Source organism: Streptomyces sp. NPDC021019 (assembly GCF_044333295.1).
Lineage (GTDB): Bacteria > Actinomycetota > Actinomycetes > Streptomycetales > Streptomycetaceae > Streptomyces.
This window is the reverse complement of record NZ_JBIRQR010000003.1, coordinates 289845-308130: the sequence shown is the minus strand read 5'-3', so window position 1 is coordinate 308130 and position 18286 is coordinate 289845. Positions and strand designations below refer to the sequence as shown.

Annotated in this window: 15 protein-coding genes; 8 read left to right on the top strand and 7 right to left on the bottom strand. The window is 72.3% G+C overall.

The window, feature by feature from the left end; translation table 11 throughout:
* The first annotated feature begins 45 nt into the window (after positions 1-45).
* From galE to idi, 4 genes are all read left to right on the top strand, one after another.
* Positions 46-1023 (top strand): UDP-glucose 4-epimerase GalE, encoded by a 978-nt coding sequence (gene galE, locus ACH4RG_RS18815; RefSeq protein ID WP_397917508.1) that lies wholly within the window; start codon positions 46-48, stop codon positions 1021-1023.
* 180 nt (positions 1024-1203) lie between these two features.
* A complete protein-coding gene (locus ACH4RG_RS18810) occupies positions 1204-2145 on the top strand; it encodes a cation diffusion facilitator family transporter (RefSeq protein WP_397927136.1) in 942 nt (313 codons plus the stop codon).
* Positions 2146-2382: 237 nt separating this feature from the next.
* On the top strand, positions 2383-3651 hold the full coding sequence (locus ACH4RG_RS18805) for a GNAT family N-acetyltransferase (protein ID WP_397927135.1): 1269 nt from the start codon (positions 2383-2385) through the stop codon (positions 3649-3651).
* A 147-nt stretch (positions 3652-3798) separates the two neighbouring features.
* Positions 3799-4392: an isopentenyl-diphosphate Delta-isomerase gene (gene idi / locus ACH4RG_RS18800; RefSeq protein WP_398539857.1), complete on the top strand. Its 594-nt coding sequence runs from the start codon at positions 3799-3801 to the stop codon at positions 4390-4392.
* A gap of 27 nt (positions 4393-4419) precedes the next feature.
* On the opposite strand, the gene ACH4RG_RS18795 is transcribed toward idi, so the two are convergent.
* Complete coding sequence (locus tag ACH4RG_RS18795) at positions 4420-4875, bottom strand: ATP-binding protein (protein ID WP_097870931.1); 456 nt, start codon at positions 4873-4875, stop codon at positions 4420-4422.
* Positions 4876-5021: 146 nt separating this feature from the next.
* Positions 5022-5645, bottom strand: a complete 624-nt coding sequence (locus tag ACH4RG_RS18790; RefSeq protein WP_397917505.1) for an HdeD family acid-resistance protein — start codon at positions 5643-5645, stop codon at positions 5022-5024.
* 80 nt (positions 5646-5725) lie between these two features.
* Between ACH4RG_RS18790 and ACH4RG_RS18785 the strand changes: the two genes are divergently transcribed.
* Positions 5726-6490, top strand: a complete 765-nt coding sequence (locus ACH4RG_RS18785; RefSeq protein WP_397917504.1) for an enoyl-CoA hydratase/isomerase family protein — start codon at positions 5726-5728, stop codon at positions 6488-6490.
* Here ACH4RG_RS18785 and ACH4RG_RS18780 read toward each other — a convergent pair.
* Both ACH4RG_RS18780 and ACH4RG_RS18775 read right to left on the bottom strand, forming a co-directional pair.
* Positions 6480-7115 carry a DJ-1/PfpI family protein gene (locus tag ACH4RG_RS18780; protein WP_398539856.1) on the bottom strand — a complete coding sequence of 212 codons (636 nt, stop codon included), beginning with the start codon at positions 7113-7115 and terminating at the stop codon, positions 6480-6482. The genes ACH4RG_RS18785 and ACH4RG_RS18780 overlap by 11 nt on opposite strands.
* A 55-nt stretch (positions 7116-7170) precedes the next feature.
* A complete protein-coding gene (locus ACH4RG_RS18775) occupies positions 7171-8142 on the bottom strand; it encodes a GlxA family transcriptional regulator (protein WP_398539855.1) in 972 nt (323 codons plus the stop codon).
* A 196-nt stretch (positions 8143-8338) separates the two neighbouring features.
* Between ACH4RG_RS18775 and ACH4RG_RS18770 the strand changes: the two genes are divergently transcribed.
* On the top strand, positions 8339-9208 hold the full coding sequence (locus ACH4RG_RS18770; protein ID WP_397917501.1) for a hypothetical protein: 870 nt from the start codon (positions 8339-8341) through the stop codon (positions 9206-9208).
* Between the two features lie 190 nt (positions 9209-9398).
* Entirely contained in the window at positions 9399-11861 is a 2463-nt protein-coding gene (locus ACH4RG_RS18765; RefSeq protein ID WP_398539854.1) for a Tex family protein, read from the top strand.
* A 60-nt stretch (positions 11862-11921) separates the two neighbouring features.
* Here the strand turns inward: ACH4RG_RS18765 and ACH4RG_RS18760 are convergent, their stop codons facing one another.
* Entirely contained in the window at positions 11922-13559 is a 1638-nt protein-coding gene (locus ACH4RG_RS18760; RefSeq protein ID WP_398539853.1) for an ABC-F family ATP-binding cassette domain-containing protein, read from the bottom strand.
* 156 nt (positions 13560-13715) lie between these two features.
* Between ACH4RG_RS18760 and ACH4RG_RS18755 the strand changes: the two genes are divergently transcribed.
* Positions 13716-14639 carry an FAD-dependent oxidoreductase gene (locus ACH4RG_RS18755; RefSeq protein ID WP_397917498.1) on the top strand — a complete coding sequence of 308 codons (924 nt, stop codon included), beginning with the start codon at positions 13716-13718 and terminating at the stop codon, positions 14637-14639.
* Between the two features lie 296 nt (positions 14640-14935).
* On the opposite strand, the gene ACH4RG_RS18750 is transcribed toward ACH4RG_RS18755, so the two are convergent.
* Positions 14936-16702 (bottom strand): BCCT family transporter, encoded by a 1767-nt coding sequence (locus ACH4RG_RS18750; RefSeq protein ID WP_397917497.1) that lies wholly within the window; start codon positions 16700-16702, stop codon positions 14936-14938.
* 73 nt (positions 16703-16775) lie between these two features.
* Complete coding sequence (locus ACH4RG_RS18745; RefSeq protein ID WP_397917496.1) at positions 16776-18164, bottom strand: M14 family metallocarboxypeptidase; 1389 nt, start codon at positions 18162-18164, stop codon at positions 16776-16778.
* Positions 18165-18286: the final 122 nt, after the last annotated feature.

Here is an 18286-nt window from a genome sequence, read left to right as displayed (position 1 = left end):
AAACCGCCGCCCGCCCGCGCGGGCGGGCGGCTTAGGCTGGTGCTCATGACATGGCTGATCACAGGCGGGGCGGGATACATCGGGGCACACGTGGCGCGCGCCATGGTCGCGGCGGGAGAGCGGGTCGTGGTGCTCGACGACCGCTCCAGCGGCATCGTGGACCGGCTGCCGGACGCCGTCACGCTGGTGGAGGGCTCGGCCTCCGACCGGGCCCTGCTGGACCGGGTGCTGGCCGACCACGCGGTGAGCGGTGTGGTGCATCTCGCGGCGAAGAAGCAGGTCGGCGAGTCCGTGGAGAAGCCGCTGCTGTACTACCGGGAGAACGTGGCCGGGCTGGCCGTCCTGCTGGAGGCCGTGGTCGCGGCGGGAGTGCCGCGCTTCCTCTTCTCGTCCTCGGCGGCCGTCTACGGCGTACCGGACGTGGACCTCATCACGGAGGAGACGCCCTGTCTCCCGATCAACCCGTACGGCGAGACCAAGCTCACCGGTGAGTGGCTGGTGCGGGCCACCGGGAAGGCCCACGGGCTCTCGACCGCCTGCCTGCGGTACTTCAACGTGGCGGGCGCCGCCGCACCGGAACTCGCGGACACCGGGGTCTTCAACATCGTGCCGATGATGTTCGAGCGGCTGACGCGCGGCGAGGCCCCGCGGATCTTCGGGGACGACTACCCGACGCCGGACGGCACCTGTGTCCGTGACTACATCCATGTGGCCGATCTGGCGGAGGCGCATCTCGCCGTCGCCCGGCGGCTGGACGGGGCGGGCGCCGGTGAGCTGACGCTCAACGTCGGCCGGGGCGAAGGCGTCTCGGTACGGGAGCTGGCCGGGGTGATCGGCGAGGTGACGGGCCACGGCCTGAAGCCGGTGGTCGAGCCGCGCCGGGCCGGTGACGCGCCGACGGCGGTGGCGTCGTCCGCGCGGATCACCGAGGAGCTGGGGTGGACGGCGCGGCGGAGCGTCCGCGAGATGGTGGAGTCGGCCTGGGAGGGCTGGTGCCTGCGCCACCCCGAGGCGCGTTCGTAGTCGGTCACGGGTGGCATCGGCGATCGTGTCAGCGCTCTGACCTGCGGAACGTTTCCGCAGGTCAGAGCCAATGACAACGGTGTTCAGTGCCGTGTTGCCCTATACCCCCCACCCGTAGTTCACTGGCCGCGTCGGGACGGTTTCGCCCCGGCGCGTCGCAGGGACCTGGAGGCGTTTCGCATGGGGGCTGGACACGATCACGGGCATACACACGGCGGACCGCCTCCGACGGGCACGGCGGCCGCCGCGTACCGGGGCAGGCTCCGGGTGGCCCTGGGGATCACGCTGAGCGTGATGGTCATGGAGATCGTCGGCGGGGTGCTGTCCGACTCGCTGGCCCTGATCGCGGACGCCGCCCACATGGCCACCGACGCCCTGGGGCTCGGGATGGCGCTGCTCGCCATCCACTTCGCCAACCGTCCGGCCGGGCCGAACCGCACCTTCGGCTTCGCCCGCGCGGAGATCCTGGCGGCGCTCGCGAACTGTCTGCTGCTGCTGGGGGTCGGCGGCTATCTGGTCTTCGAGGCGGTCGAGCGGTTCATCACCCCGGCCGAGACGAAGGGCGGCCTGGCCATCGCTTTCGCCGCCGTCGGCCTGGTGGCCAACGTCGTCTCCCTCTCCCTGCTGATGCGCGGGCAGAAGGAGAGCCTGAACGTGCGGGGCGCCTATCTGGAGGTGCTGGCCGACACCCTGGGCTCGCTCGCCGTGATCATCTCGGCGGGCGTCATCATGGCGACCGGCTGGCAGCCCGCCGACCCGATCGCCTCCCTGGTGATCGGCCTGATGATCGTCCCCCGGACCGTGAAGCTGCTGCGGGAGACCCTGAACGTGCTCCTGGAGGCGGCGCCCAAGGGTGTGGACATGGCGGAGGTGCGGGCCCACATCACGGAGCTTCCCGGGGTCCTGGGCGTCCACGACCTGCACGCCTGGACGATCACCTCGGGGATGCCGGTGCTCTCCGCCCATGTGGTGGTGCGCCAGGAGATGCTCGACTCGATAGGGCACGAGAAGGTGCTGCACGAGTTGCAGGGATGCCTCGGGGACCACTTCGACGTGGAGCACTGCACCTTCCAGCTGGAGCCGAGCGGTCACGCGGAGCACGAGGCGCGGCTCTGCCACTGAGGCGGCTCCCGGTGCGGGCCGAGCCGGTGCTAGGGTGGTTTCGCTGAGACGTTCGAGTCTCGCGGTGGAGCGGAACCCGGGGACACCGGGACCCTGTCGAGAGGAGCTGAGGTTGATGACGGTCGCGACGACGCCTTCCCGGCGCGGCAATCGGTCCTTCCTCATCTCCAGGGTTTCCGGCTAGGTCCACTCTCTTCCCGGATCGGGTCGGAGCCCTCACATTCAAGGGTTCCCACGTTGACCGACCACACTGACGACGCCTCGCGCACCGAGGCGTTCTTCACCCTGCACCACCGTCTTCCCCGGCAGAGCCCCGGCTCCGACGCGACCACGCGTCGCCTGCTCGCTCTCGCCGGCCCGCTGCCCGACCGCCCGCGCGTCCTCGACCTGGGCTGCGGTCCCGGCCGGGCCGCTCTGCTGCTCGCCGCCGAGGCGGGCGCCGAGGTGACCGCGGTCGACCTGCACCAGCCGTTCCTGGACGAGCTGCGCGAGGCGGCCGGGGCCCGAGGTCTCGGCGATCGCGTCCGTACCGTCAAGGCGGACATGGGCGACCTCACCGGTCCCGGATTCCCCGCGGGGTCCTTCGACCTGATCTGGGCCGAGGGCTCCGCGTACTGCATCGGGTTCGACACCGCCGTCCGGGACTGGCAGCGCCTGCTGGCGCCGGGCGGCGCGATGATGATCTCCGATTGCGTCTGGACCACGGACGCGCCGTCCGCCGGGGCGCGCGGCTTCTGGGACCGCAACGGCTCCCTGCGCACCCTGCCGGAGACCACCGCGGCGGCCGTCGCCGCCGGCTGCACGGTCGACGCCGTGCTGCTCCAGCCCGAGAGCGACTGGAACGAGTACTACGGACCGCTCGCCGAACGGGTCGGGAGCGCCGACCCCGGCGTTCCCGGTATGGAGTGGGCGCTCGCGGCCACCCGTGAGGAGTTGGCGGTGCGGCGGGAGCACGGCACCGAGTACGGCTACGCCGCGTACGTGCTGCGCCCCGCCGATCCGCGGTGGAGGACCCGTCCCGAAACACCGGCGGACCGTGCTGCCGTGCACGCGGTCAACACGGCCGCGTTCCCCACCCGGGACGAGGCAGACCTCGTGGACGCCCTGCGGGCCGACTCCGGGGCCTGGCTGCCGGAGCTCGGCCGTATCGCCGAGGCCCCGGACGGTTCACCGGCGGCGTACGCGCTGCTCACCCGCTGCCGGGTCGGCGACGCCCCGGCGCTCGCCCTGGCCCCGGTGGCCACCTCTCCCGCGTACCAGCGGCAGGGTGCCGGGCAGGCCGTGGTGCGGGCGGTGCTCGATGCCGCCCGCATGCGGGGTGAGGCGCTGGTGCTGGTGCTCGGTCATCCCGAGTACTACCCGCGCTTCGGTTTCGTGCCGGCCTCGCACTACGGGATCCGGCCGGGTTTCGAGGTGCCTGACGAGGCGATGATGGCCCTGGTACTGGACGATTCCGTTCCTGTTCCGGCGGGCGTGATCCGCTATCCGGCGGCCTTCGGGGTCTGACGCTCCGTCCGCCCCGCCGCGCTCCCGGGGCGCGGCGGGGCGGACATGCCCGGACCCGCAGTGCGGACAAGCGGCTTTTGTACGGCAGACTTGACCGGACTCCAGGGGCCCGGCGCACGAGGCCGGGGACCAAAGCGAAGGATGGGTATGCCGACCACACCAGCCACCGCGACGCACAGCTCGTCGAACGGCACCGCAGAAGCGATCATGCTCGAACTGGTCGACGAGAACGGCACCACGATCGGCACCGCGGAGAAGCTGGCGGCCCACCAGGCCCCCGGGCAGCTGCACCGCGCGTTCTCCGTGTTCCTCTTCGACGAGCAGGGGCGGCTCCTGCTCCAGCGCCGGGCACTCGGCAAGTACCACTCCCCCGGTGTCTGGTCGAACACCTGCTGTGGGCACCCCTATCCGGGTGAGGCCCCGTTCGCGGCCGCCGCCCGGCGTACGCACGAGGAGCTGAGGCTCTCCCCCTCGTTGCTCGCCGAGGCCGGAACGGTCCGCTACAACCACCCGGACCCCGTGTCCGGGCTGGTGGAGCAGGAGTTCAACCACCTGTTCGTGGGGATGGCCCAGACGGCGCCGGAGCCGGACCCCGAGGAGGTCGGGGAGACGGCCTTCGTGACGGCGGCGGAGCTGGCGGAGCGCCACGCGCGGGCGCCCTTCTCGGCGTGGTTCATGACGGTGCTGGACGCGGCACGGCCGGCGATCCGTGAGCTGACGGGCCCCTCCGCGGGCTGGTGAACCCCCGCTCGCATCGGTACGGGGCGGTCAGAGCTGCGTCTTCAACGGCAGCGCCGCCCAGATGATCTTTCCGCCGCTCGCGGTGTGCTCGACGTCGCAGGTGCCGCCCGCCTCCGCGGTGATCACCTTGACCAGCAGCAGGCCCCGGCCGCCGGTCTGCGCGTAGTCCGTCTCCAGCGCGGTGGGGCGGTAGGGGTGGTTGTCCTCGACCGAGACTCTGACCCAGTCGGCGGCGATGGCCACCTCGACGGCCAGTTCGGGCGAGAGGAGCGCCGCGTGCTTGACGGCGTTGGTGACCAGCTCCGAGACGATCAGCAGAAGCCCCTGGAGGATGTCGTCCTCGATCGGCACGCCCTGCCGGTCCAGGAGGTCGCGTACGGCGTGCCGGGCGCTCGGCACGGACGCGTCCACGGCGGAGGCGGTGAAGCGCCACACCCCCTCGTAGGACACGGGGTCGGCAGGGGCACTCCCGAGGCTCTCCATCGTCCGGCACCAGCTCTCACTCGCACTGCACTGACCGTCGAGTAAAGAGTGTTGGGAATGGCCTGGTCCGGCCCGTGCCACTGATCGGAAGTAGTCAGGTATCGGCGCTATTTGACCAAACATGCGTGATGCGGTCGGTCCGATGACTACTTCCGCTCGTCTTCAGGAGGCGTGATCGGCTCGTCCGGGGGCGGGGCGGTTCCATCGAGCCGCTCCGAGACCAGGCTCACGATGCGCCGGCCGCCCACGCCGATGGCGATCAGGCCGAGCCCGTCGAACAGCAGGGCCAGCGAGAAGAAGCAGCCGAGGACGTAGAGGCTGCTGTGCGGCCAGTCGAACAGCACCAGCAGGCCCAGCAGCAGGCCGAAGGCGCCCTGCAGCAGCGTCCAGCCCATCTGCGGACCGCGCACGACGACGCTGCCGACCAGCCGGAAGACCCCGCCGGTCAGGAAGAGCAGGGCGGCGAACATGGTCAGCGCCTCGGCCGTGCCCTCGGGGTGCTTGATGACGACGACGCCCGCGGCGATGTTGAGGGCCGCGACCACCACGCCCAGCCAGAAGTAGTTCGTACCGCGTGACTCGATCGCGTGCAGCAGCCCGACCAGACCGCCGACGAGCAGCAGCCAGCCGAAGAGCAGCATCGAGGTGAGCGTGGCGACGCCGGTGTAGACGAGACCGATGACGCCCGCGATCACCAGCAGCGTGCCGAGCAGCGCGAGCCAGCCGAAACTGCGGCTGAGCTTCCGGCCCTCGGCGGTGGATTCGTTCATCGACGACTCCTTACGGTGCGTGCCCGCCCCGCGACCCCTTCTTGATCATAGGTTCGAACCTCCCGGATAGCATCCGGCGCATGGACGCTACGGACCCCCGCCTGATCACGACCGTCGAGCGCGGCGTCGCCACGGTCGTGATCACGAACCCCGCCAAGCGCAACGCGATGACCACCGCGATGTGGCGGAGTCTGCCGGAGCTGCTGGAGCGGCTCGCGGCCGATCCGGCGGTCCGGGCGCTGGTGCTGACCGGAGCCGGGGACACCTTCTGCGCCGGCGCCGACATCTCCACGCTGCGGGAGGGAGCGGACACCGCCCAGGGCCTGGCGGTGGCGGCCGAGGACGCGCTCGCCGCGTTCCCCCTGCCGACACTGGCCGCGGTGCGCGGCTACTGCGTGGGCGGCGGCGGCCAGCTCGCCGCCGCCTGCGATCTGCGGTTCGCGGAGGAGGGGGCCTCCTTCGGGGTCACCCCGGCCAAGCTCGGCATCGTCTACCCCGCCTCCTCGACCCGGCGGCTGGTCGCCCTCGTCGGTCCGGCCACGGCCAAGCACCTGCTGTTCTCCGGCGAGCTGATCGGCACGGAACGGGCGCTGCGCACCGGTCTGGTCGACGAGGTGCTGCCCGCCGGCCGGCTGGACGGGCGGGTCGAGGAGTACGTACGGGTCCTGGCGTCCCGGTCCCTGCTCACCCAGGCCGCCGCCAAGGAGTTCGCCGCGGGCCGGACGGACCGGGACGCCCACTGGGCCGCCGAGGCGCGGGGCAGCGGTGACACGGCGGAGGGCGCCGCCGCCTTCCTGGAGCGGCGCGCCCCCCGGTTCACCTGGACCGCGGGACCTACCGGGTGATGTGGCGGCTCCTGGCCCGCCATTCCTCGACGAGGGCCGCGGGGGCCTTCTCCGGCGATCCGCAGTCGTAGGGCGGCTGCGGATCGTACTCCGTGAGCAGCTGCACCGAGCGTGCCACGTCGTCGCCCGCGATCCGGCCGAGCAGGGTCAGCCCCATGTCGATGCCGGAGGAGACGCCGGCGGCGGTGACGTACTTGCCGTCCAGGACGACGCGCTCCCCGGTGGGCTCGACGCCGAAGTCCCTCAGCGTCTCCAGCGCCAGCCAGTGCGAGGTGGCACGCCTGTCCTTCAGGAGCCCGGCGGCGGCCAGCAGCAGCGATCCGGTGCAGACGGAGGTCGTCCAGGTGCTGGTGGCGTCGGCCGAGCGCAGCCAGCCGAGCAGGGCCTCGTTCTTCATCTGGTCGCTCTGGCCGGGGCCGCCCGGGACGATCACCAGGTCCGGGGAGGGCACCTCGGTGAGGGTCTTCTCAGCGACGAGCGAGAGGCTCCCGCTGTCGTTACGGACGGGGCCGGTCCGTGTCGCGACGAAGACGGGCTCGGCGCCGGGCGCACGGCTGAGGATCTCGTACGGGCCCACCGCGTCCAGGGCGGTGAAACGGTCGAAGAGCAGGATGGCGATCTGCACGGGAGCTGCCTCTCGGTTCGGTCGGTCGGACGGTGCGGTTCAGGTGCTGGACGGTTCAGGTGCTGGACGCGGGGGTGCGGAAGCGGCGGCGGTATTCGGCCGGCGCCGTCGCGAGGGTCTTCACGAAGGCACGGCGCATGGCTTCCGGGGTGCCGTAGCCACTGGCGCGGGCGACCCGCTCGACGCCGTCGGCGGTGTCCTCCAGGAGCCGGCGGGCGTGCTCCAGGCGGACGCGCTCGACGTACCGCCCCGGGGTCGTTCCGGTCTCCGCCCGGAACGCGCGGGCGAAGTGCCGGGGCGAGAGCCGGGCACGGGCCGCGAGGGCGTCGACCCCGAGGTCGGCGTCGGGGTGCTGGGTGATCCAGTGCTGGACCTCGCGCAGCGGTTCGCTCCGGGCGGTCCGGGCGGAGAGCTGGGCGCTGAACTGGGCCTGGTTGCCGGGGCGGCGCAGGAACACCACGAGGTGCCGGGCGATCTCCAGCGCGAGATCCCGCCCGTGGTCCTCCTCGACGAGCGCGAGGGCGAGGTCGATGCCCGCGGTGACGCCCGCGGAGGTGGCCAGCCGCCCGTCCCGTACGAAGATCGGTTCGGGATCGACGTGGACGGCCGGGTAGTCGCGGGCCAACTGCTCGCAGTAGTTCCAGTGGGTGGTGACCCGATGTCCGTCCAGCAGGCCCGCCTCGGCCAGCAGCAGCGCGCCCGTGCACACGGAGACGAGCCGCTCCGCCCGCGGCGCGTGCTCGCGCAGCCAGCCGGTCAGCTCCGGGTGGGAGCCCCGGGTGCCGTGCCCGCCGGGCACCAGCAGGGTGTGCGGTACGGGCGCGTCGGCGAGGCGGCCGTCGGGCATCAGGGTCAGGCCGCTGGTGGAGCGGACGGGGGCGCCGTCGAGCGAGGCGGTCCACAGGTCGTAGGAGACGCCCGGAGCCCGGGAGGCTCCGGCGAAGACCTCCATCGGGCCGGTGACGTCGAGACTCTGGATGCCGTCGAAGAGGACGACGAGCACGGTTCGCTGCTTCACGTCCGCCATCCTGGGCGGCGGGCGACGGTGGCCGCAATGACGAATATCCCACCTTTCCTGCCATCGCCCCGGCCTCGGCCCGCGCCGGACCTGCCCCGGACCTCTCCTGGAGCCGCCCTGGCCCTGTCGTTGGGCCCGTCCTGGTGGATCGTTGTGCTCCCCCCGGGGGTTCCGCTCCGTACCGACCAGTCGGTAACGTGCCGGTATGAGTACTCTCCCGGCCCGCGCGGAGCGCCGCTGCCACAACGCCGTCAACCCCCTGCACTCCTGCCTCTTCTTCTCCCCCGACCTGGGCGCGGAGATGGCGAAGATAGGTATCGAGGACCGGAGCGCCGTCTACTTCGCGACCCGGGCCGCCGCACTCGGCGCGGTCGGGGCGGGGACCGTCGGCGCCACCTTCTACAACTTCAACCCCGCGCTGGTGGCCCGACATGTGCCCGCCGTCTGGGAGACCGCCTCCCCCGACGTGGTCCTCGGGGCCCGGCTACGGGCGGCGGACACCACGCTGCGCCGACTGCTCGGCGAGGAGGTCATCGCCTCCGACGCGATGGCGGAGGCGGCCCGTCTCGCGCTGCGCGCCACCGAGGCCTGCACCCCGCACGCCCGCCCGCTCTACGCCGCGCACGCGGATCTGCCGGTGCCCGAAGAGCCGCACCTGGCGTTCTGGCACGCCGCGACCCTGCTGCGCGAGCACCGGGGCGACGCGCATCTCGCCGCCCTGCTCGCGGCCGGCCTGGACCCTCTGGAGTCGCTCGTCAGCCACACGGCCACCGGCAAGGGCATGGCGATCGGCTGGATCCTGTCCACCCGGGGCTGGGGGCGCACCGACTGGGAGGCGGCGTCCGACAGGCTGCGGAAGCGGGGGCTGCTGGCCGACGGCGAGCAGTTGGCGCTGACCGAGGCGGGCACGGCGCTGCGCGCGGAGGTCGAGGAGGCGACGGACCGCATGGACACCGCCCCGTACGAACACCTGGGCGCGGCAGGTGTGGAGCGGCTCACCGAGCTGGGGCGCGGCTTCCTCTTCACGGCCGCCGCCGCGGGGGCGTTCCCGGCCTCGGCGACCGGTCAGGGCTGACCCCGCACCGTCCGGAGCCGTCGCACGCGCGGCGGGGGCTCCGGGCGGGTTCGTCGAGGTCACGCGACACGGCCCCCGGCCACCCGGCACAATGCAGGCCAGGGGGGACACCCCCGGCAAGCAAGAACGTGCTCATCGCGACACGAGCACGGCCAGCACAGCCAGTACGAGAAGGCGAGTCGGGAAAACCGTGACGACGTCCATCGAAGGCAGGATCGCCGAGGAGCTCGGCGTACGTGAGCGACAGGTCAGGGCGGCCGTCGAGTTGCTCGACGGCGGATCGACCGTGCCGTTCATCGCGCGCTACCGCAAGGAGGCGACCGAATCCCTCGACGATGCGCAGCTGCGCACGCTGGAGGAACGGCTGCGCTATCTGCGGGAGCTGGAGGAGCGGCGTACGTCGATCCTCGAATCCGTACGTGAGCAGGGCAAGCTCGACGCCGCGCTGGAGGCGAGCATCCGCGCCGCCGAGACCAAGGCGCGCCTGGAGGACATCTACCTGCCGTTCAAGCCGAAGCGGCGGACCAAGGCGCAGATCGCCCGGGAGGCGGGGCTCGAACCGCTGGCGGACGGCCTGCTCGGTGACCCGTCGGTCGATCCGCTCGCGGCGGCCGCCGCTTTCGTGGACGGCGACAAGGGTGTCGCGGACGCGGCGGCCGCCCTGGACGGCGCCCGGTCGATCCTCACCGAGCGGTTCTCCGAGGACGCCGACCTGACCGGCGAGCTGCGCGAGCGCATGTGGACGCGCGGCCGGCTGACGGCGAAGGTGCGCGAGGGCCAGGAGGAGGCGGGCGCGAAGTTCGCCGACTACTTCGCCTTCGCGGAGCCGTTCACCGCGTTGCCCTCGCACCGGGTGCTCGCGATGCTGCGCGGCGAGAAGGAGAACGTCCTGGACCTCGTCCTGGAACCGGAGGAGCCGGAGGCCGCCGAGCGGCCGGGGCCGTCCACGTACGAGAACATGATCGCCCGCCGCTTCGAGATCGCCGACCGCGGCCGCCCGGGCGACAAGTGGCTCGGCGACACGGTGCGTTGGGCGTGGCGGACCCGGATCCAGGTGCACCTCGGCATCGACCTGCGGTTGCGGCTGCGCACGGCGGCGGAGGACGAGGCGGTGCGGGTCTTCGCCTCGAACCTGCGCGATCTGCTGCTCGCCGCCCCGGCCGGGACGCGGGCCACGCTCGGCCTGGACCCCGGATTCCGTACGGGGGTGAAGGTCGCGGTCGTCGACGCCACCGGCAAGGTGGTGGCCACCGATGTGATCCACCCGCACGTGCCCGCGAACAAGTGGGACCAGGCGCTGGCGAAGCTCGCGCATCTCGCGAAGGAGCACGCGGTCGACCTGATCGCGATCGGCAACGGCACGGCGTCCCGCGAGACGGACAAGCTCGCCGGTGAACTGATCGACAGACACCCGGAGTTGAAGCTCACCAAGGTGATGGTCTCGGAGGCGGGCGCCTCGGTGTACTCCGCCTCCGCGTTCGCCTCGCAGGAACTGCCCGACATGGACGTGTCGTTGCGCGGCGCCGTCTCCATCGCCCGGCGGCTCCAGGACCCGCTGGCCGAGCTGGTGAAGATCGACCCGAAGTCGATCGGCGTCGGCCAGTACCAGCACGACCTGTCCGAGGTGAAGCTGTCGCGTTCGCTGGACGCGGTCGTCGAGGACTGTGTGAACGGCGTCGGTGTGGACGTCAACACCGCTTCCGCGCCCCTGCTTTCACGGGTGTCGGGGATCAGCTCGGGGCTCGCCGAGAACATCGTCGCGCACCGCGACTCCAACGGCCCCTTCCGATCCCGCAAGGCCCTCAAGGACGTGGCGCGGCTGGGTCCGAAGGCGTACGAGCAGTGCGCGGGCTTCCTGCGTATCCGGGACGGCGACGACCCGCTCGACGGCTCCAGCGTGCACCCCGAGGCCTACCCGGTGGTGCGGCGGATGGGGAAGACGGCGGGCGGCGAGGTCGCCTCGCTGATCGGCAACGCGGAGGCCCTGCGCGCCCTGCGGGCCGCGGACTTCGTGGACGACATGTTCGGGCTGCCGACCGTGACGGACATCCTCAAGGAGCTGGAGAAGCCGGGGCGCGACCCGCGCCCGGCGTTCCGCACCGCGACCTTCAAGGAAGGCGTCGAGAAGCTCGGCGACCTGGAGCCCGGCATGGTGCTGGAGGGCGTCGTGACCAACGTGGCCGCGTTCGGCGCGTTCGTCGACGTCGGCGTCCATCAGGACGGTCTGGTGCACGTCTCGGCGCTGTCGAAGACGTTCGTGAAGGACCCGCGCGACGTCGTGAAGCCCGGGGACATCGTGAAGGTCAAGGTCATGGACGTCGACGGGCCGCGCAAGCGGATCTCGCTGACGCTGCGTCTTGACGACGAGCCCGGCGCGGGCGGCTCCGGCGGCGGGCAGCAGGGGCGCGGCGAGCGCGGCGGCCGTCCCCCGAAGCAGCGCCAGGGCCAGAGCCAGGGACAGCCGTCCGGTGGCGGTCAGGGCCGGCAGGGCGGCGGCGGCGGCGGCGGCGGCGGCGGCCGGGACCGACGCGGCGGTGGCGGTGGTTCCCGGCAGGGCCAGGGAGCCCCGGCTCCGGCGAACAGCGCCATGGCGGACGCGCTGCGGCGGGCCGGGCTGACCGACCCGAAACAGGGCGGCGGCCGGGGGCGCTGAGACGGACAGAGGTGGGGGCGGTCTGCCGTGTGCGGCCCGCCCCCACCCCCGTGACTCCGCTCAGACTTCCTTGACCTGGCCGTCGGCCACCTCGATGCGCCGGGTCGTGCGGACCGCCTCCAGCATCCGCCGGTCGTGGGTGACCAGCAGCAGGGTGCCCGTGTACGTCTCCAGGGCCGCCTCCAGCTGCTCGATGGCGGGCAGATCCAGGTGGTTCGTCGGCTCGTCGAGCACCAGGAGGTTGACGCCCCGACCCTGCAGCAGGGCGAGGGCGGCGCGGGTGCGCTCGCCCGGGGACAGGCTGGTCGCCGGGCGCGTGACATGGTCGGCGCGGAGGCCGAACTTGGCGAGCAGGGTGCGGACTTCCGCCGGTTCCGTGTCCGGTACGGCCGCGCAGAACGCCTCCAGCAGCGACTGTGCTCCGAGGAACAGCTTGCGGGCCTGGTCCACTTCGCCGACGACGACGCCCGAACCGAGCGTGGCGTTGCCGGAGTCCAGCGGCAGCCGCTCCAACAGGGCGGCCAGCAGGGTGGATTTGCCCGCGCCGTTGGCCCCCGTGATGGCGACCCGGTCCTCCCAGTCGATCTGGAGCGAGGCAGGGCCGAAGGAGAAGTCGCCGCGCGCCACTCGGGCGTCGCGCAGGGTCGCGACCACGGATCCGGAGCGCGGGGCGGAGGCGATCTCCATCCGCAGCTCCCACTCCTTGCGCGGCTCCTCGACGGCGTCGAGGCGTTCGATCATGCGCTGGGTCTGGCGGGCCTTCGCGGCCTGCTTCTCGCTGGCCTCGCTGCGGGCGTTGCGGCCGAGTTTGTCGCCGTCGGTGGCCTTGCGGCGGGCGTTCTTGACGCCCTTGTCCATCCAGGAACGCTGCATGTGGCCGCGCGCTTCGAGGGACGCCTTCTTGTCCGCGTACTCCTCGTAGCCCTCGCGGGCGTGCCGGCGGGCGGTCTCCCGCTCCTCCAGGTAGGCCGCGTAGCCACCGCCGTACAGATTGATCTGCTGCTGGGCGAGGTCCAGCTCCAGCACCTTGGTGACGGTGCGCATCAGGAACTCGCGGTCGTGGCTGATGACGACGGTGCCCGCGCGCAGGCCGGACACGAAGCGCTCCAGGCGCTCCAGGCCGTCCAGGTCGAGGTCGTTGGTGGGCTCGTCGAGCAGGAAGACGTCGTAGCGGGACAGAAGCAGCGAGGCGAGTCCGGCGCGGGCGGCCTGTCCGCCGGAGAGCGCGGTCATGGGCCGGTCGAGCCCCACGGTCAGGCCCAGTTCGGCGGCGACCTGCTCGGCCCGCTCCTCCAGGTCCGCGCCGCCGAGGGCGAGCCAGCGCTCCAGGGACTCGGAGTAGGCGTCGTCCGCGCCCGGGGCTCCCGCGACCAGGGCCTCGGTCGCCTCGTCCATCGTGCGCTGGGCGTCGGCGACGCCGGTGCGGCGGGCCAGGAACGCGGACACCGTCTCACCGTCGCGGCGCTCGGGCTCCTGCGGGAGGTGGCCGACGGTGGCGGTGGGCGGGGAGAGCCGCAGCTCGCCCTCCTCCGGGCGGTCGAGCCCGGCGAGCAGCCGGAGCAGGGAGGATTTGCCGGCGCCGTTGACTCCGACGAGACCGATCACGTCACCCGGGGCGACGACGAGGTCGAGCCCGGCGAAGAGCGTGCGGTCGCCGTGTCCGGCGGCGAGGTCCTTGGCGACGAGAGTGGCAGTCATCAGGGTGCCGATCCTAGAGCCCCGTCGTGGTCCGCGGGACACCCCCTGGTCACCGGGGCTCCCCGCGCTCACCGTGTGCCCCCTGGCCTCCGGTTTCCGGCTTCCGTTAGCGTCCACGCAGCGACCGGGTGCCACGATGTGACAGGAGTGACCGTGATGGCGGATGTGATCGTGGTGGGTGGCGGGGTCGTCGGGCTGACCACCGCCGTGACGCTGGCGGAGCGCGGGCTGCGGGTGCGGGTCTGGTCGCGCGATCCGGCCGGGGCGACGACGTCGGCGGTGGCGGGGGCCTTGTGGTGGCCGTACCGGATCGAGCCGGCGGAGCGGGTGGGCGACTGGTCGCTGGCGACGCTCGCGGTCTACGAGGAGCTGTCGGGCACCCCGGAGGAGACCGGCGTACGGCGGGTGGCGGGGCTGCACGGCGGGGAGCGGCTCGCGGCGCTGGGCGACTGGTCGGCCGGGCTGAAGGACGCCGTGGAAGGGCCCGAAGGGCTGCGGGTGACCTTGCCCCTGCTGGACATGCCCGTCCATCTGGCGTGGCTGGAGCGGCGGCTCGCGGCCGCGGGCGGCGCGGTGGAGCGGCGGGCGGTGACGGGGTTCGGCGAGGCGGCGGAGCGGAGCCCGGTGGTGGTGAACTGCACGGGGCTCGGGGCGCGCGAGCTGGTGCCCGACGCCGGGGTGCGGCCGGTGCGGGGGCAGTTGGTCGCCGTGGAGAACCCGGGGATCGAGGAGTGGTACACCGAGGCGGATCCGGCGTCGGCCGCGACGACGTACTTCTTCCCGCAGCCGGGCCGGCTGGTGCTGGGCGGTACGGCCGAGGTGGACGATCCGCGCACGGAGCCCGACCCGGGGACGGCACGGGAGATCGTGGCGCGGTGTGCGCGGATCCGGCCGGAGATCGCCGGGGCCCGGGTGCTCGGGCACCGGGTGGGGCTGCGCCCGGCGCGGGAGGCCGGGGTGCGGATCGGGGCGGAGGCGCTGCCGGGCGGCGGTCTGCTGGTGCACAACTACGGGCACGGCGGCGCGGGCGTGACCGTGGCCTGGGGGTGTGCGCGGGCGGCGGCGGCGCTGGTGGGCTGACCGGACCACCGGACACGGACCCGCGGGGTGGTGCGCCGGCCTGCCGGGAGGGGGCCGTGCGGTGTCGCGAGGATTACCTGCCGGGTGCGGGCCGGCCCGGTGGTGGGAGAGACACGACATACCGGAGACCGCCCGGTGGCACACGGGACGCGACGTACCGGAGCCCGGCCGGTGGCACACGGGACGCGACGTACCGGAGCCCGCCCGGTGGCACACGGGACACCACGTGCCGGAGCCCGCGGCCTGTCGGCGGGCGCGGGCTCCGGTTCGGTACGGATACGGACGGGCGGTTCCCGTCAGTCGGAAGGGTGCTTCTCCGTGGCCGTGGAGCCCGATCCGGTGGTGCCGGGCCTGTGGCGCTCGTCCACGATGGTCGTGGTCCCGGGGCCGATGCGGATCTCGAAGTCGCCGTCGTACTTGGCGTGCCCCTCGATCACCGCGGACTCGACCGCCTCCACGCCGAACTCCTGGCGGACGATCTGCGGGTCCTTGCGCAGGTCCCGCATCAGGGCCACGCACATGCCGACCATGACGAGGGCGAAGGGGGCGGCCACCAGGATGGTGAGGTTCTGCAGCCCTTGGAGCGCGTTCTCCTTGCCGTCGCCGATGAGCAGCATGATCGCGGCCACGGCCCCGGTCACGACACCCCAGAAGATCACGACCAGTTTGCTCGGTTCGAGGACACCCTTCTGGGAGAGGGTGCCCATGACGATGGAGGCGGCGTCGGCTCCGGAGACGAAGAAGATGCCGACCAGGACCATCACCAGAATGCTCGTGAGCGTGGCGATCGGGAACTCCTGGAGGACGCCGAACAGCTGCGCCTCCGGGGTGTCGGCGCCGCCGAGCTTCCCGGCCTCGTCCAGCTTCATGGCCGAGCCGCCGAAGACGGCGAACCAGACAAGGCTGACGGTGCTGGGCACCAGGATGACGCCGCCGACGAACTGACGGATCGTGCGCCCGCGGCTGATCCTGGCGATGAACATGCCGACGAAGGGCGTCCAGGAGATCCACCAGGCCCAGTAGAAGACGGTCCAGCTGCCGAGCCAGTCGGCCACGTCACCGCCGCCGGTCGCCTCGGTGCGTCCGGCGAGCTGCCCCAGGTCGGTGACGTACGCGCCGAGGGAGGTGGGCACCAGATCGAGCACGAAGATCGTGGGACCGGCGATGAAGACGAACACGATGAGCAGGAGGGCCAGCACCATGTTGATGTTGGACAGCCACTGGATGCCCTTCTCGACTCCGGAGACCGCGGAGGCGACGAAGGCGACGGTCAGCACGGCGATGACGGTGACGAGAAGTCCGGTGCCCGCCTTCTCCAGCCAGTCCAGTTCCTGGATGCCGCTGCCGATCTGGAGCGCGCCGAGGCCCAGGGAGGCCGCGGAGCCGAAGAGGGTGGCGAAGATGGCCAGGATGTCGATGACGCGGCCGACGCCGCCGTAGGCATGACGCTTGCCGATCAGCGGTTCGAAGACCGCGCTGATCGTCTGCCGCCTGCGCATCCGGTAGGCGCTGTAGGCGATGGCGAGCCCGACCACGGCGTAGATGGCCCAGGGGTGCAACGTCCAGTGGAAGAGCGTGGTGGCCATCGCCGTCTGCATGGCCTCGGCCGAGTCGGCGGGGTCGGTGCCCGGGGGCGGGGTCCGGAAGTGCGCGAGGGGCTCGGCGACACCCCAGAACATCAGCCCGATGCCCATACCGGCGCTGAACATCATCGCGATCCAGGAGATGGTCCGGAACTCCGGCTTCTCGCCCTCCTGGCCGAGGCAGATCTTCCCGTACCGGCTGACGGCCAGCCACAGGGCGAAGATGACAAAGGCGGACGCGGCCAGTATGAAGGCCCAGCCACCGTTGTGGATCAGCCCGGTGAGCAGCTTGCCGGAAACGGTCTCCAGGGAGTCGGTGGCGGTCGCGCCCCAGACGACGAAGGCGACGGTGAGAACCGCCGTGACTCCGAACACCACCCGGTCGGTGGTCGGAGCCCTGGTACTGAGCGGTTCGGGGGGAAGGTCCGCCGTGACCGACAGTCCTTCCCTCCCGCCCGTTGTCTGGTCGTCCTGGGACACTGATGGCACCTTTCACCGAGTCTGAAAAACGCTCTCCGTAGGCAGTACCACACCTGCCCAGGATCTCGAGGGATCAACAAGCTGTTCTGGTTTGACCGTTTGCGAGGTGATATGTCGCCCGCCGATCGAGAAGCAGCGGAATCAAGCGTCGAGCCGACTGGCGCAAGGGCACGAACGCGCCACCCTCCTCCGGTCGGGCCGTGATGCCGTGCAGGGCCAGCTCGTCCTTCACCGCCGCGTACTGGGCCGCGTCCAGCCGGTAGCCGCACGGTGGGTCGTCGAGGATCTCCGCCGGCTCGGCCGGGTCGTTGTCGGCACCGCCGAGGTACACGGGGCCCCGGTCGGTGAGGCCGGTCAGGCGGGCGAGGGCGGTGGCCGTGCGGAGCCGGGCGCGCCGCTCGTCGGTGAAGGCGAAGAGACCGCCGAGCGCGGTCTGCTGGGAGTGGACCCGGCGCCGGTGGTTGAGCGCCTGATCGGCCTTCTCCGCGTCGCTCAGCGCGTCGATCCGGGACTCGATGAGCAGGCCGACGGCGTGCTTGAGGCCGGAGATGTTGCGCAGGATGCGTTCCTGGCCGTCGCCGGCGACCTGCTTGACGGGCTCCCCGGTGGCCGGATCGGTCCAGATGCCGTAGTGGCCGTTGCTGTAGCCGCCCGCCGTCGCGGCGGGGCGGACGTACCGCTCGGAGAGGGTCCGCGAGATGTCGTGGATCCGGTCGTCGACGTTGAGATTCCGCGGCCACAGCGCGAACAGGTCCTTGTCGTAGTACGGCGGGGTCGCACCGTACTCGTGCAAGTCGTAGATCACTTGGGGCTGTTCGTCACGTACGACGGTGGCGACGGCCCGCGCCTCGGCGGTCTCCAGGGCGATGTGGTCGCGGTTGACGTCGACCCCGTCGGCGTTGCCGCGGGTGTCGGCGGCGCGTCCGTCGGGGTTGGCCGTGGGCAGCACCAGCAGGGTCGTACGGGCCAGGAAGGCGCGGGTCGCCCGGTCCTCGGCGAACGCCAGGTCACGGATGGTGGTCAGACAGGCCTCGCGCCCGGCGGGCTCGTCCCCGTGCTGGCTGCAGATCAGGAGCACCGTGGTGGCGGCCCCTGGGCGTTCCTGTCCGACGCGCACGAGCCGCAGGGGGCGGCCCTGACCGGTCGTTCCGACGCGGTCCACGGCGACCCGGTCGCTCCCCCGGTCCACCGCGGCGAGGAAGGACCGCTCCTCCGCCTCGCCGGTCCAGCGGGCCCCCTCGCTCGTCTCGAACCCGGTGCGCGGCGGGCGGTGCGCGGCCTCGGCGGGCGCGATGGCGACCGGGAGGGCCAGCCCGGCGAGTGTCGCCGCCACGGCCGTCCGGCGCATCGCTCTCGCCCCGCGGCGTGCGGGCACCGACTGCGCCCGGGCGGGGCCCGTGACCGGCGCGAGCCACGGGTGCGGGCTGAGCATGCGGAGCGCACGAGCGATGCGAGGGGTCATCAGCGGCCTCCGGAACATGGGGGGGCGGACGCCGTGACGCCCGTCCGGCTGTCGGCAATGTGCGGACGTTACCCCGGCCAACTCCTGGGCGACAGGGGTTGATCACCACTGTCGTACGGGCC